The organism is Rhizobium sp. FG113 (genome assembly GCF_057809895.1).
This window is the reverse complement of sequence record NZ_JBMDKV010000012.1, coordinates 51,972-65,347: the sequence shown is the minus strand read 5'-3', so window position 1 is coordinate 65,347 and position 13,376 is coordinate 51,972. Positions and strand designations below refer to the sequence as shown.

14 protein-coding genes are annotated in these 13,376 nt (G+C 64.4%); 5 read left to right on the top strand and 9 right to left on the bottom strand.

The features are described from left to right. The first annotated feature begins 85 nt into the window (after positions 1 to 85). From mutL to ACODTZ_RS23575, 4 genes are all read left to right on the top strand, one after another. Positions 86 to 1,966, top strand: a complete 1,881-nt coding sequence (mutL, locus tag ACODTZ_RS23590) for a DNA mismatch repair endonuclease MutL (protein WP_489028558.1) — start codon at positions 86 to 88, stop codon at positions 1,964 to 1,966. An 84-nt stretch (positions 1,967 to 2,050) separates the two neighbouring features. Continuing rightward, the gene (locus ACODTZ_RS23585) at positions 2,051 to 2,281 is read left to right on the top strand and encodes a DUF2093 domain-containing protein (RefSeq protein ID WP_018898598.1); all 231 of its coding nucleotides are present in this window, start codon (positions 2,051 to 2,053) and stop codon (positions 2,279 to 2,281) included. 60 nt (positions 2,282 to 2,341) lie between these two features. Further along, positions 2,342 to 2,554: a hypothetical protein gene (locus ACODTZ_RS23580; RefSeq protein WP_113010083.1), complete on the top strand. Its 213-nt coding sequence runs from the start codon at positions 2,342 to 2,344 to the stop codon at positions 2,552 to 2,554. An 89-nt stretch (positions 2,555 to 2,643) separates the two neighbouring features. Beyond that, positions 2,644 to 3,390: a phosphodiester glycosidase family protein gene (locus tag ACODTZ_RS23575; protein ID WP_489028724.1), complete on the top strand. Its 747-nt coding sequence runs from the start codon at positions 2,644 to 2,646 to the stop codon at positions 3,388 to 3,390. Positions 3,391 to 3,601: 211 nt separating this feature from the next. On the opposite strand, the gene ACODTZ_RS23570 is transcribed toward ACODTZ_RS23575, so the two are convergent. The 7 genes from ACODTZ_RS23570 to ACODTZ_RS23540 all read right to left on the bottom strand — a co-directional run bounded on the left by ACODTZ_RS23570 (position 3,602) and on the right by ACODTZ_RS23540 (position 10,223). Beyond that, positions 3,602 to 3,943 (bottom strand): YciI family protein, encoded by a 342-nt coding sequence (locus tag ACODTZ_RS23570; protein WP_489028556.1) that lies wholly within the window; start codon positions 3,941 to 3,943, stop codon positions 3,602 to 3,604. 334 nt (positions 3,944 to 4,277) lie between these two features. Next, entirely contained in the window at positions 4,278 to 5,318 is a 1,041-nt protein-coding gene (gene lpxK, locus ACODTZ_RS23565; RefSeq protein ID WP_489028554.1) for a tetraacyldisaccharide 4'-kinase, read from the bottom strand. A gap of 106 nt (positions 5,319 to 5,424) precedes the next feature. Then, complete coding sequence (locus tag ACODTZ_RS23560; RefSeq protein ID WP_489028552.1) at positions 5,425 to 6,138, bottom strand: HAD family hydrolase; 714 nt, start codon at positions 6,136 to 6,138, stop codon at positions 5,425 to 5,427. A 14-nt stretch (positions 6,139 to 6,152) separates the two neighbouring features. After that, positions 6,153 to 7,472, bottom strand: a complete 1,320-nt coding sequence (waaA, locus tag ACODTZ_RS23555) for a lipid IV(A) 3-deoxy-D-manno-octulosonic acid transferase (RefSeq protein ID WP_489028550.1) — start codon at positions 7,470 to 7,472, stop codon at positions 6,153 to 6,155. A gap of 157 nt (positions 7,473 to 7,629) precedes the next feature. Continuing rightward, positions 7,630 to 7,875, bottom strand: coding sequence for a DUF4170 domain-containing protein (locus ACODTZ_RS23550; protein WP_026283020.1), 246 nt, complete (start codon positions 7,873 to 7,875; stop codon positions 7,630 to 7,632). A 68-nt stretch (positions 7,876 to 7,943) separates the two neighbouring features. Continuing rightward, a complete protein-coding gene (locus ACODTZ_RS23545) occupies positions 7,944 to 8,738 on the bottom strand; it encodes a 3'(2'),5'-bisphosphate nucleotidase CysQ (RefSeq protein WP_489028548.1) in 795 nt (264 codons plus the stop codon). Between the two features lie 138 nt (positions 8,739 to 8,876). Further along, positions 8,877 to 10,223, bottom strand: a complete 1,347-nt coding sequence (locus tag ACODTZ_RS23540; RefSeq protein ID WP_489028546.1) for a TldD/PmbA family protein — start codon at positions 10,221 to 10,223, stop codon at positions 8,877 to 8,879. Between the two features lie 118 nt (positions 10,224 to 10,341). On the opposite strand from ACODTZ_RS23540, the gene ACODTZ_RS23535 reads away from it, so the two are divergent. Continuing rightward, positions 10,342 to 12,150, top strand: a complete 1,809-nt coding sequence (locus tag ACODTZ_RS23535) for a monovalent cation:proton antiporter-2 (CPA2) family protein (RefSeq protein ID WP_489028544.1) — start codon at positions 10,342 to 10,344, stop codon at positions 12,148 to 12,150. Here ACODTZ_RS23535 and ACODTZ_RS23530 read toward each other — a convergent pair. Further along, positions 12,147 to 12,422 carry a type II toxin-antitoxin system TacA family antitoxin gene (locus ACODTZ_RS23530; RefSeq protein ID WP_489028542.1) on the bottom strand — a complete coding sequence of 92 codons (276 nt, stop codon included), beginning with the start codon at positions 12,420 to 12,422 and terminating at the stop codon, positions 12,147 to 12,149. The two genes, ACODTZ_RS23535 and ACODTZ_RS23530, sit on opposite strands and share 4 nt — an antisense overlap. A 23-nt stretch (positions 12,423 to 12,445) precedes the next feature. Continuing rightward, on the bottom strand, positions 12,446 to 13,354 hold the full coding sequence (locus tag ACODTZ_RS23525; protein WP_489028540.1) for a patatin-like phospholipase family protein: 909 nt from the start codon (positions 13,352 to 13,354) through the stop codon (positions 12,446 to 12,448). Positions 13,355 to 13,376 lie beyond the last annotated feature (22 nt).

The window sequence follows — 13,376 nt, the reverse complement described above, 5'->3', positions numbered from 1 at the left end:
GCAGCGGAATCCTAGGGTCTGGACAAGCCCCGAGATCGTCGTTTTCACCCTTCCCTATCCCCGTCGAATCCGCGAAAATAGCGGCATGTCGATCAAGCAGCTTTCCGAAACGCTCATCAACCAAATCGCCGCCGGCGAGGTCATCGAACGGCCCGCGAGTGCGGCCAAGGAACTGATCGAGAATGCACTCGACGCAGGCGCAACGCGCATCGAGATCGCCACATCCGGCGGCGGCAAGAGCCTGCTGCGCGTTACCGACAACGGCTCGGGCATGGACGAGCGCGATCTGGAGCTAGCGGTGCGCCGGCACTGCACCTCGAAGATCACCGATACGCTCGACGATATCTCCACGCTCGGCTTTCGCGGCGAGGCACTGCCCTCGATCGGCTCGGTGGCGCGGCTGACGATTTCGAGCCGCCGCCGCGACAGCGATGGCGGGGCGGAGATTTCGGTGGCGGGCGGCAAATTACAGCATCTCAGGCCCTCGGCACTCAATCCGGGCACCATCGTCGAGGTGCGCGACCTGTTCTTCGCGACGCCGGCGCGGCTGAAGTTTCTGAAGACGGAAAAGGCAGAGGCGGCGGCGATCACCGAGATCGTCAAGCGCATGGCGATCGCCTTCCCGCAAGTGCGTTTCGTGCTATCCGGCACCGACCGCACGACTTTGGAATTTCCGGCGACCGGAGAGGACCATCTGGCGCGCATGGCGCAGATCCTCGGCAAGGATTTCCGCGACAACGCGATCGAGATCAATGCCGAGCGCGAGGATGTGGCGCTCACAGGCTTTGCCGGCGTGCCGACCTTCAATCGCGGCAACGCTGCGCATCAATATGCCTTCGTCAACGGCCGGCCGGTGCAGGACAAGCTGGTGCTCTCGGCGATCCGCGGCGCCTATGCCGAGACGATCCCTTCGGGACGCTACGCGGTGGCGGTGTTGTCGATCGGCCTCGATCCCGCGCTTGTCGACGTCAACGTGCATCCGGCCAAGTCCGACGTTCGCTTCCGCGATCCGCAGCTGGTGCGCGGACTGATTGTCGGCGCGATCCGCGAGGCCCTGGCGCGCGACGGCAGCCGGGCGGCGACCACAGGCGCCGACGGCATGCTGCGCGCCTTCCGCCCCGGCTTCCAACCGAACGGCTACCGGCCGCAGCAGCAGCCGCAACAGCCGTGGAGCGCCGAGACCTCGCCATCGCGGCCTTTCTCCGCCGCGCCGACCGGTTCCTCCTCTTATTCGCCATCCTATCAGCGCCCTGTTGGCAACGGTTTCGGTGAGAGGCCGCAGGCTTCGTTCGATGGGCTGACAATGCCGGCGGCGCGGGCCGAGACCGTGCAGACCTCGTCCTGGACGGCGCCTTCGCCCGCTTCGGAAGCCGAGGCGCCGTCGCGCTTCCCGCTTGGCGCGGCGCGCGCGCAGCTGCACGAGAACTATATCGTGGCGCAGACAGAGACAGGTCTCGTGATCGTCGATCAGCATGCGGCGCATGAGCGGCTGGTGTTCGAGGCGATGCGCAAGGCGCTGCACTCCAAGCGGCTGGCCTCGCAGGTGCTCCTGATCCCCGAAATCATCGACCTGCCGGAAGAGGATTGCGACCGGCTGATGCAGTTTTCATCCGAGTTCGGCGAGCTCGGACTCGGCATCGAGCGCTTCGGGCCGGGGGCGATCGCGGTGCGCGAGACGCCGGCGATGCTGGGCGAGGTCGATGCATCCGGGTTGATCCGGCAGCTGGCAGACGAGATTGCCGAGTGGGACACGGCCTCGGGGCTTTCGGCCAAGCTCGAATATGTGGCGGCGACCATGGCCTGCCACGGATCGGTGCGCTCCGGACGGCGGCTGCGGCCGGAGGAGATGAACGCGCTGCTCAGGCAGATGGAGGTGACGCCGGGTTCCGGACAGTGCAATCACGGCCGGCCGACCTATATCGAGCTCAAGCTTTCCGACATCGAGCGGCTGTTCGGCCGGAGCTGAAAACGCTGGCAATGGCGGCTGTTGCGGGTTATGGCAATCCGATGACGGCCTCGTTTTGAGGATTGGCTTTAAGGATTGGAGCGCATGAACTTGTTTGAAGGAAACGGAAACCGCGAAGCGAAGATACGCTATCTCGATGCGGATTTTCAGATCCTGTCGCCGGGTTCCTACGTCGTCTGCGCCATGACGGGCAAGCAGATCCCGCTCGACGAACTGCGCTACTGGAGCGTCGCCCGCCAGGAGCCCTATGCCGACGCGATCTCCTCCTTCGAGGCCGACAAGCGCGCCGGCGTGCTGCCGAACCAGAAGCGCTAATCGCTGGTGTGAAGGCATTGGCGAGACGGTGGAAGCCGCGCCTCGGCCATGGAGAAAACAATGATCAAGATCCTCGCATTGCTGCACAGCGCCGTCGGTCGGGATTGGCAGACTCCTCCCAAGGAAATGGGGCTGAAGACGCTCTATGAGGCCGAGCAGCAGGGCTTCGTCGAGATCCGCGGCGAATTCCAGAAGCGGCAATTCCGCCTGACGCCGATGGGCTTCCAGACGGTCGAACGCGACCGCCGGCGCCTGGAAGCGCGCAAGAGCTAAACCGGGGCACCGCGAGTTCCTCACATCGCAAAGGACGAGAACTGGTGCCTATCCGTTCATCCGGCCTGCTCTCCGCCGCCCTCGCCGGGATGGTCATTCTGCTAGGTGTTTTATTTGGGACCGCGGGCTCCGCGCTTGCCGGACCTTGCGCGCCGGAAACGGTCGAGAACACCAATTATGTCATCTGCACCGTCGATCCCGCCAAGGCGGATCTGCGTCTCTTCTGGAAGGGCGACGACGGAGCGCCCTACCGCTCTTTCCCCGGTATCGCCGACGCCGTGACCGCCAAGGGCAAGACGCTCGTCTTCGCGCTCAATGCCGGCATGTATCACGAAGATTTCTCGCCGATCGGGCTCTATGTCGAAGATGGTCAGGAGTTGCGGCCGGTCGCGAGCGTCAAGGCGCCAAAGGCGAGCGGGCCGGTGCCGAACTTCTACAAGAGCACCAATGGCGTGTTCTATATCGGCGACAAGGGCGCGGGCATCCTGCCGACCGCGACGTTCGAGAAGCAGCGCCCCGACGTCCGGCTTGCCACGCAGTCGGGGCCGATGCTGGTGATTGCAAACAAGATCAACCCGATCTTCATCGTCGGCTCCAGCGACCGGACGCGGCGGAGCGGCGTTGGCGTCTGCGCGGATGGGATGGTGCGGTTTGTCGTCAGCGATGATCCGGTCAATTTCCACGATTTCGCGCGGCTGTTTCGCGATCACCTGCAATGCGCCGACGCGCTGTTTCTCGATGGCGGGGGTGGCGCGGGGTTCTATAGCGGCGAATTGGGGCGCAGTGATTTTTCCTGGCATGGCGGGTATGGGCCGGTGTTTGGGGTGGTGGAGTAGCGGCTTAGGCGCCGAGCGAGGATTACCCCCCTCTGCCCTGCCGGGCATCTCCCCCACAGGTGGGGAGATCGGCCAGTGGTGAGGTCTACGCCAAACAATGAAGGTTGAGCGAGCGGGCAAGCCCAGCCAATCTCCCCACCTGTGGGGGAGATGTCCGGCAGGACAGAGGGGGGCGCCACGCGGCACAACACCGCCTCGGCTCGACAGCACTCTAATGAAACGCCCGAACCTCGACAGGAGCCCGACAAGCAATAGCAGCCTTGCGGCCCCAGGCCAGCGCCTCGTCCATGCCATCAACCTCCAGCACCCAGAAACCACCGACATGCTCCCTGGTCTTGAGATAGGGACCGTCGCTCACCGACACGGTTCCATCGGCATCGGCGCGCAAGGACTTGGCGGTGCCCGCCCGATGGAGGCCGCCGACGAAGAGCCGGATGCCGGCCGCGACCATCTCGTCGTTCAGCGCATCGATCGCCCGATGCATCGCCTCATCTTCCGAAACGGCGGGGTCGTAGTCGTCGGGGTGGTGAATGGCTACCAGATAGCGGGGCATGACGTCTCCTCCATGTTGAACCTATTGTAGAGACGATTGGGGGCGACGGCATCCGACATGTGTTGTGGGGTGGGGGTGATGACGTGGGCATCGCGCGCGGGTTGCAGCAGGCGGGCGTGGCGCAAGGGTGCTCCGGCAGGCACTAAGCGAGGATTACCCCCCTCTGCCCTGCCGGGCATCTCCCCCACAGGTGGGGAGATTGCTGGGCGCAGCCGCTCGCTATACCTTCATTGTTTGATTGGGGAGCAGGCCGCGAGCCGATCTCCCCCCTTGTGGGGGAGATGTCCGGCAGGACAGAGGGGGGTATTGCACGGTAGAACGCCCGTTAACGCCCCTACCCCGCCGCCATCTCCTTCAGCCGTCGTTCCCTGCACGCATCCAGCGCGCGGTCGATGATCAGCCCAGGCGCCAGATGGTCCTCGAATGTCATCTCCACCTCGATCACCCGGCACTTCGCGGCCAGCGTCTCGGCCTTGCCGTGATGACCGGTGAGACGCACGAAGTCCTTGGAGGTGGTGACGATCTGGAGGTCGTCGCGGGCGGCGGTTTCGAGGATGTCGTCGATCTCGTCGTCGGTCAGGTGCTCGTGATCGCCGAAGGAACGGCGGGCGACGGTTTCGGCGCCGATGCCGTCCACCGTGCGGAAGAATTTCGAGGGATCGGCGATGCCGGCGAAGGCGAGCACCTTCCGGCCCTTGAGGTCCGCGCCATCGGAGACGGTGACGGAGGCGGTGAAATAGGGCTTGGCGGCGCGCGCCGCGATGCGCACGATCTGGTCGGCGGCAGCACCCGCGCCGACTTTCAGAAGCGCTGTTGCGTAGCGCAGCTGCAGCTTGATCGGCGCGCGCACCGGGCCGCCCGGGACGATGTGGCCATTGCCGAGGCCGCGCGTGGCGTCGATGACGAGCAGCGCGTAGTCGATGGCGAGGCGCGCGCTTTGGAAGCCGTCATCCATGATGATCAGGTCGGCGCCCTCCTTGACGAGGCGCCTGGCACCCTCGACACGGCGGCGGGAGATGACGGTGAGCGCTTCGCGGGCGAGAAGCAGCGGTTCGTCGCCGACGGCAACGGCGCGGTGGTGGCCGGCATCGACCACGGTCGTCACATCGAGCGAGCCGCCATATCCCCGGCTGAGGAAACCAGGGGTCAGACCCTTGGCCTTGGCGGCACGGGCAATCGCGATCGCGGTCGGTGTCTTGCCGGCGCCTCCGACGGTGAAATTGCCGACGCAGATGACGGGGACCGGCACGGAGGCGCGCTTGGCGTTGACCATCCGGTAGCCCGAGATACGGCCGTAAAGGAAGGAGATCGGATAAAGCGTCCAGGCGCGCCAATCGGCTTTCGTCCACCAGAACGGTGGCGCTTCGGATACCATCTTTGCCGTCCTGCCTTTCGCGCCACCTGTCCGCTCAACGCGGACGCCACCCCTAACCGGGCGAAAAGAGAAGGCAATTTTCAAGAAAAAGCAAGCCTTTGGTCGATCAGGCGAACTGCAGGTCGGGCAGCAGCCCTTCGAGTTCGGTGATATCGTTGAGGCAATAATCGCTGGCGGCGGCGAGCGATTCCCGCGATCCGGTGCCGGTCAAAACTGCGACCGTCAGGCCGACATGCGCGTTGCGGCCCATGTGCAGATCGTGGTTGTTGTCGCCGACGACAGCGACTTCCGAGGGGTCGAGACCGGTTGCCGCGCAGAAGCCGAGCACCATGCCTGGCTCCGGCTTGGTGCCGTGGCCGCTGTCGTAGCCGGCGACATAATCGATGTACTCTGCAAAGCCGAAGCGCTTGGCCGTCTGGCGGATCGAGCGTTCATTGTCGCTGGAGGCGACGCCGAGCTTGAAGCCGCGCGCATGCAGGCGGGCGAAGAAAGAAGCGAGATCGGTGACCGGCACGGAGAAATCGGCTGCGTGGGAAAAGAGTTCGTCGAGCCTGACCGTCAGCTCTTCGGCCGGAACCGTCGAGCCGGCGGCAACGAGGCCATCCGAAATCTGGCGCGTGTTGCCGGCGGCGAGCAGGCTGTCGGGAACGATATGGCCGGTGACGGGATCCATGCCGCAGGCAAGCAGCAGGCGGTCGGCAAGTGCGGCGTCGTCCCTGGCGGCGATGCGTGCCAGCTCGCGGTTCACGGGCAGCCAGCTCTCGTCATAATCGAGAAGCGTGCCATCCTTGTCGAACAGGATACCCTTGATCGCCTGCATGCCCTTATCCGTCTCTAGCGTTGCGCCGCCGTCTTCGGCAGCAGTCTGGCCTTCACCGTCAGCGGGTTGATGTAGGGCTCGAGACCCTTCATCGTCGCCGTCAGCGCACCGCGCATTTCTTGCACGGCGGCGGCGCCGGCCTCGATCATATTGCGGCGCGCCGGGTCGTTGGTCAGCAAATAATGCACGCCCTTGGCCAGCATCTCGGTATCGCGCACCATGCGGGCGCTGCCGCGGCGGGCGAGGCGCTGATAGGCCTCGCGGAAATTCTGGACATTGCTGCCCGATAGCACCGCGCAGCCGAGCATGGCCGGCTCGAGCGGGTTTTGCCCGCCCTCGCCGAACAGCGAGCGGCCGACGAAGGCGACCTCGGTCATGCGCAGATAAAGCCCCATCTCGCCGATCGTATCGCCAAGGAAGACATCGATATCGGGCGTCAGCGCATCGTCGCGGGTGCGGCGCGCGACCTTCAGCCCTTGCTTGACCAGTTCGGCTTCGATGGCATCGGCGCGCTCGGGATGGCGCGGCACGATGATGGTCAGCTGGCCGTTGCGCTCCTTCAGCGTGCGGTGGACGATGCCGGCCGCCTTCTCCTCGCCATCGAAGGTGGAGATCGCCGCCCAAGTCTTGCGGTCGCCGACCTGCTGCTGGTAGCGGGCGAAGGTGGCGGGATCATAGGACGGCGCGTCGGTATCGACCTTTAGATTGCCGGACATCAGCACCTGGCGGGCGCCCAAATCGCGGAAACGTTCGGCATCGACATCCGACTGGGCGATGACAAGCGCCAGGTTCTCGAACAGCGCCTCGGCCAGCGCCTGCCGGCGGGTCCAGCGGGCGAAGGAGCGATCGGACATGCGGGCATTGACGAGGATCTGCGGAATGCGGCGGCGGCCGAGCTCAAGGACTGTTGCCGGCCAGATCTCGGATTCGGCGATCAGCGCGCAGTCGGGTTGCCAGTAATTGAGGAAACGGCTGACGGCGGGCTTCAGGTCGAGCGGCACATATTGGTGGATGACTTCGGTGCCGACACGCTCGGCGGCGAGCTTGGCGGAGGTAACGGTGCCCGTCGTCAAAATGACGTGGACGTCGCGGCGGCGGATTTCGCGGATAAGCGGGATGACGGCATTCATCTCGCCGACGCTTGCGGCGTGGAACCAGACCAGCGGGCCGGCCGGGCGATCGGCGCTCGCGTAACCGGAGCGCTCAAGCCGCCGGGCCCTGTCTTCCTTGCCCTTGGCGGCGCGATAGGTCAGGTAGCCGCCGACGAAGGGCGTAATCAACGTCCCAACCGCCTGATAAGCGCCCAGCGCCAAACGCGCCATCCGGCCGCTCATATAACACGTCTCCGATCAACGATGATCGACATCAACCCATTCCCAAATATCATTGCGGCCGAAATGACCGATCAGTTTGTTCAGAATGCGTCAACAACCGCCCCTGTACCTGGATATGACAGGCGGCTGGGTAAAACAGGGCCACGACGGCCGAAAATTATTTGCCGGACTTGTCTTCGGGATCAAGCAAGCGGTGCATATGGACAATGAAATAGCGCATGTGGGCATTATCAACGGTCGACTGCGCCTTGGACTTCCAGGCCGTCAGTGCAGATGCGTAATCAGGGAAGATGCCGACGATATCGAGGCCAGAGAGGTCGCGGAACTGCACGTCATCGAGACTTTCCAGTTCGCCGCCAAACACGAGGTGCAACAGTTGCTTCTTTTCACCCGACTTGGTCATTTCAGTTACTTCCTTCATCTGCTCCTCCGCCGTTTCATCTGAGGGATTTTGACGGAAACGTCAACCGCTCAGCGCGCGGCGATAGGGGATAGAAATTCATTCAACAGCGGCTCAGAGCCGGCGCAAAGCTCGCCGTGTCTCACATCCGCGCGGTTATAGGTCAGCGCCGTTCCATCGAGATTGACGAGACGGCCACCTGCCCGTTCCAGAATGAGATCGGCGGCGGCCAGATCCCAGTCATGGGAGTTGCGCTTCACGAAGGTGCCGTCGATCGCCGCATCGGCCACCATGGCGACGCGATAGGCGAGCGAGGGCACGTGCTTGACGCGCTCGATCCTGCCGCGCAGCGGCTCTTTAAAGCCGTTCAGCACATCCTCGGCAATGGCGAAACGGACGGGCGGCTTCGGCTCCGATACGCGGATCGGCAGGCCGTTCTTCAAGGCGATGCCACCAGCGGCCGCTTCATAGAGCTCATCGAGTGCCGGCGCGTTGAGCACGCCTGCCACCGGCCTGCCCTTGTGGACGACGGCGACGCTGACGCACCAGAGCTTCTGGCCGGCGAGAAAGCCGCGCGTGCCGTCGATCGGATCGATGATGAAGAGCGTATCGCGCGACAGGCGATCGGCGCTATCCTCGGTCTCCTCAGACAGCCAGCCGTAATCCGGCCGGGCGGCGCGCAGCATGGTTTCGAGGATTTCATTGGCGGCGAAATCGGCGGCGCTGACCGGCGAGCGGCCCTCGTTCTTCCACCAGACCTCCGGCGACTGGTTGAAATGGCTGAGCGCCACGGCACCCGCCCGCTTTGCAGCGTCGGCGATCAGGTCCAGATCGCTCTGCCAGCGGGCATTGTCCACGTCGCTCATCCCAAGTTCCAATCCGTCAGCGGCTAGAGCATGTCGCGCAAAAGTGTGAAGCGGTTTTGCGATGAAGACATGCGGTAAAAGAAAGACCTAAAGCGCAACGAGCGAATCTGAAAGATCGCGACGCGCTTTAGCCCGCGATCACCGTCCGGCCAGCGTCATTCCCTCGATCGCGATGGTCGGGGCGGCTACCCCGTACTTGCGGTCGATATCGTTGGCAGGCGTCACCCGCATGAACATCTCCTTGAGGTTCGATGCAATGGTCACTTCCGAGACCGCGAAGGTCAATTCACCGTTTTCGATCCAGAAACCGGTGGCGCCGCGGCTGTATTCGCCGGTGATCATGTTGACGCCCTGGCCGATCAGCTCGGTGACGTAGAAGCCGTTGCCGACGCCGCGGATCAGGTCCTCGGGCGAGATGTCGCCGGGCTCGAGCGCCAAGTTGGTCGAGGCGGGGGTCACGGAATTGCCACCGCGCACGCCACGGCCGTTGGTTTCCATGCCGATCTCGCGGGCGGTCGACGTCGAAAGGAACCAGTGCTTCAGAACACCGTCCTCGATCATCACCATGCGCTCGCCGGAAACACCTTCACCATCGAAGGGGCGCGAGGCCGGGCCGCGCACGATCATCGGATCGTCGGTGATCGACAGGCCCGATTTCAGCACCTGCTCGCCCATCTTGTCGCGCAGGAAGCTGGTCTTGCGGGCGACCGAGGCACCGTTGATGGCGCCGGCGATGTGGCCGACGAAGCCGCGGGCGATACGTGGATCGAAGATCACGGTGACGTTCTTGCCGGTATCGACCTGGCGCGGCTTCAGGCGCTTGACGGCGCGCTCGCCGGCGCGGCGGCCGATCTCCGCGGGATCGTCCAGTTCGCAGAAATAGATGCGGCTGTCGAAATCGTAATCGCGCTCCATGCCGGTGCCCTCGCCGGCGATGACGCTGACGGAGCGGCCGAAGCGCGAGCCCATGTAGCTGCCTTCAAACCCGTGCGAGGTGACGAGCACCATGCCGCCGCGACCGGCCGAAGCGCCGGCGCCCGAGGAATTGGTCACGCCATTGACCGCAAGGCCGGCTTCTTCCGTCGCAAGCGCTGCCTCGCGCAGCTGATCGGCGGAGACCTCGGTGCTGTCGAGCAGCTGCAGGTCGGGATAGGATTTGGCGAGCCGGCTCTCATCCGCGAGGCACGCGAAGGGATCTTCCGGCGAGACCTTGGCCATGGCGACCGCGCGCTCGGCGAGCACCGACATGTCGAAGCCCGGATTGGCCGAGACGCTGGCGACGCGCTTGCCGACGAAGACGCGCAGCGAGAAATCATCACTCTCGGAGGATTCGGTTTCCTCCACCTTGCCGAGCCGCACGCTGACGGACTGCGAACGGGAGCGGACCACCACCGCATCGGCGGCATCGGCGCCCGCCTTCCTGGCGAGATCGATCAGCTGGCTGGCGCGGGAGAGAAGCGTCGAGGAATCAATTTCAGAGGACATGGTTTGGCCTTTCCTTCGCGTTCCATTTATTGTGCGCTACGGAAAGCATCAAGGCCGACGGTGCCGATTCTTTTTCGCGCTGCTTGCGCAACCATGACCATTGAAAGAAGCTTAGCGGATGTCCGAGCCCAACGCCCTCTTCACCGAAACGATCCTGCTGCTCGGCGGCACCGTCGTTTCAGCCCCAATCTTCAAGCGGCTGGGGCTTGGAACGGTGCTCGGCTATCTGGCCGCCGGCGTGGTGATCGGCCCGATTTTTCACGGGCTGACGGATGGCGAGCAGATCCTCAACGTCGCCGAACTCGGCGTCGTGTTCCTCCTCTTCATCATCGGTTTGGAGCTGAAGCCGAGCCGCCTCTGGCAGATGCGGCGCGACATCTTCGGACTGGGCACGGCGCAGGTGATCCTCACCGGGCTGGTGCTGACGGCGCTTGCCGACCTCTCCGGCCTGCTCGACTGGCGCGGCAGCATCATCGCCGGCTTCGGCCTGGCGCTGTCGTCCACCGCGTTCGCCATGCAGATCCTCGAGGATGACGGCGATGTGAGCACTCGATATGGCCAGCGCTCCTTCTCGATGCTATTGTTCCAGGACCTCGCCATCGTGCCGCTTCTGGCGCTGATCAACATTCTCGACACCGGCAAGGGCCACGGCACGCCGATCGTCGATTTCGGGATCGCCATCGGCGCCGTCGGCGCGATGATCGTGATGGGGCGCTATCTGCTGACACCGCTGTTCCAGATCATCGCCAGCACCGGCGCGCGCGAGGCGATGATCGCGGCAGCGCTTTTCGTCGTCATGGGATCGGCAACGCTGATGCAGATGGCCGGATTGTCGATGGCCATGGGAGCGTTCCTGGCGGGCGTGATGCTGGCGGAATCTTCTTATCGGCATGAACTCGAGGCGGATATCGAGCCCTTCCGCGGCGTGCTTCTCGCCATCTTCTTCATCGCCGTCGGCCTGTCGCTGCAGCTCGACGTGCTCTGGGACAATGCGCTGGTCATCCTCGTTACCGTGCCTGTTGTCATGGCGGCGAAGGCGCTGATCATCTACGGGCTCTGCCGGGCAACCGGCTCCGATCACAATGACGCGATCCGCATCGCCTTCCTGCTGCCGCAGGGCGGGGAATTCGGCTTCGTGCTGTTTTCGACGGCGGGCGCTTCGTCGCTCATGCCATCGAGCACGGCGTCTCTCCTGATCGCCATCGTGACGCTCTCCATGGCGCTGACGCCGATCGGCACCAAGCTTGCCAAAAGGCTCGAGAGCGGCGAGACGAAGGAGACGCTGGAAGAGGACTTCGAGGGTGCCGGCGCCGACGTGCTGATGATCGGCTTCTCGCGTTTCGGCCAGATCGCGGCGCAGATCCTGCTTGCCGGCGGGCGCGCGGTGACCGTCATCGACACCTCGGCCGACCGCATCCGCCAGGCCTCCTCCTTCGGCTTTCGCATCTATTTCGGCGATGGCACGCGCAAGGACGTGCTGCGCGCATCCGGCATCGACCATGCCAAGATCGTCGTCGTCTGCACGCAGAAGCGGGAAGTGACCGACAAGATCGTCGAGCTAGTGCAGGCCGACTACCCCGAGGCCAAGCTCTTCGTGCGCTCCTACGACCGCGTCCACTCGATCGCGCTACGTAACCTCAATGTCGACTACGAGCTGCGCGAAACGCTGGAATCGGGCCTCTTGTTCGGCCGCCGGACGCTGGAAGCCCTCGGCATCAGCGAGGCCGCCGCCTACGAGATCGGCGAAGACATCCGCCGCCGCGACGAGCAGCGACTGGTGCTGCAGGTCACCGAGGGACTACAGGCCGGCCGCGATATGCTCTACTCGCAGCCGGTCAAGCCGGAACCGCTGGTCAAGCCGAAGCGGACGATGGATTTCTCGCAGGACCCGCTTGCGGGAACGGGGGATGCGGTGGCGGATGCTTAGCCCTGCCAGGGCTTTTCCACGCGCATGAGCCGTCGAAAACCATCATTGCGTGGCGGCTGATCCAAGATTTGGAGATAGTGGTCGTAGCTTGACGCCGGGACATACGCGACCGGGCAATCGGCAAGGGCATCCTCGGCGGCGCGCTGCGCGGCACCGACTATGAACTCGGCGCTTGTCTGCCCTCGTAGCTTCGCGACGCGGTCGATCAGTGACCAGACGTCGTCGGACGCTTTCAATCTGACTGTGCGCAGTGGTGAGTTCGCGTTGCTCATGACGCCCTCCTAAGCGGACGTTATCACAGCCGCTCGGATCTCGCATGCGCCTCGATCGCCCCATCGAGCGCATATTTCAGCTCGTCCTTCACGCCCTGAGACAGGGCCAGCACTTCGCGGGCCTTCAGAAAATCCATGACACCGGTCCGGCCGACGGCGGGGCGCAGGAAGATGTGGGGGGGCTGGATGCGGAGTTTGAGGGTGATCGCTGTCTGCATCATCAGCTGGCCGGAGCCGAAGATGCTCTCCATGCGGTTCGGGATATGGGTGCCGTCGCCCTCAGGGGCGCCGACGACATCGATGCCGATGACGATATCGGCGCGGTCCATCAGGCACTCATAGGGGACAGGATTGCTGATGCCGCCGTCAATCATCACCCGGCCATGCAGCCGGACCGGCATGAAGACGGCGGGGATGGCGGAAGAGGCCGCGAGGGCCGGAAACAGCTGGCCTTCGCTCACCAGCACTTCCTGCTGGCCGTAATAATCGGTGGCGGTCACCGTCATCGGGATCGGCAGGTCCTCGAAGCGATCGGGGAGATCGGCCGGGAGAAATGCTTTGAGGATACGCTCGAGGTTGAACTGGCCGATGCGCACGCCGTTCGCCACCGCATCGCGCACCGTCTGCGGGCGCAGGCCCCAGAGGCGACTCACCACGGCAGTCTTGTTGCCGACGGTCATCAGCGCATGTTCGCGGATCGCCTCGCCGGTCATGCCGGCCGCCATGCCGGCGCCCATGATGGCGCCGATCGATGAGCCCGAAATCGCTACTGGGCGGATGCCGAGTTCGTCGAGTGTTTCGATAACGTGGATATGGGCGAGGCCGCGGGCACCGCCGCCGCCGAACGCGATGGCCACGCGCGGCGACGCGCCGGAGGCGACATCTTCGAGAGCAGGGAACGCGGAACTGGTCTTTTCGGCCTGCTGTGTCACCCTTTGCCCCCTGATACCACTA

Excerpts from the sequence above, each read along its gene's own strand:
- mutL (WP_489028558.1), top strand. The coding sequence starts at position 86 with ATGTCGATCAAGCAGCTTTCCGAAACGCTCATCAACCAAATCGCCGCC.
- ACODTZ_RS23585 (WP_018898598.1), top strand. The coding sequence starts at position 2,051 with ATGAACTTGTTTGAAGGAAACGGAAACCGCGAAGCGAAGATACGCTAT.
- ACODTZ_RS23580 (WP_113010083.1), top strand. The coding sequence starts at position 2,342 with ATGATCAAGATCCTCGCATTGCTGCACAGCGCCGTCGGTCGGGATTGG.
- ACODTZ_RS23575 (WP_489028724.1), top strand. The coding sequence starts at position 2,644 with ATGGTCATTCTGCTAGGTGTTTTATTTGGGACCGCGGGCTCCGCGCTT.
- ACODTZ_RS23570 (WP_489028556.1), bottom strand. The coding sequence starts at position 3,943 with ATGCCCCGCTATCTGGTAGCCATTCACCACCCCGACGACTACGACCCC.
- lpxK (WP_489028554.1), bottom strand. The coding sequence starts at position 5,318 with ATGGTATCCGAAGCGCCACCGTTCTGGTGGACGAAAGCCGATTGGCGC.
- ACODTZ_RS23560 (WP_489028552.1), bottom strand. The coding sequence starts at position 6,138 with ATGCAGGCGATCAAGGGTATCCTGTTCGACAAGGATGGCACGCTTCTC.
- waaA (WP_489028550.1), bottom strand. The coding sequence starts at position 7,472 with ATGAGCGGCCGGATGGCGCGTTTGGCGCTGGGCGCTTATCAGGCGGTT.
- ACODTZ_RS23550 (WP_026283020.1), bottom strand. The coding sequence starts at position 7,875 with ATGACCAAGTCGGGTGAAAAGAAGCAACTGTTGCACCTCGTGTTTGGC.
- ACODTZ_RS23545 (WP_489028548.1), bottom strand. The coding sequence starts at position 8,738 with ATGAGCGACGTGGACAATGCCCGCTGGCAGAGCGATCTGGACCTGATC.
- ACODTZ_RS23540 (WP_489028546.1), bottom strand. The coding sequence starts at position 10,223 with ATGTCCTCTGAAATTGATTCCTCGACGCTTCTCTCCCGCGCCAGCCAG.
- ACODTZ_RS23535 (WP_489028544.1), top strand. The coding sequence starts at position 10,342 with ATGTCCGAGCCCAACGCCCTCTTCACCGAAACGATCCTGCTGCTCGGC.
- ACODTZ_RS23530 (WP_489028542.1), bottom strand. The coding sequence starts at position 12,422 with ATGAGCAACGCGAACTCACCACTGCGCACAGTCAGATTGAAAGCGTCC.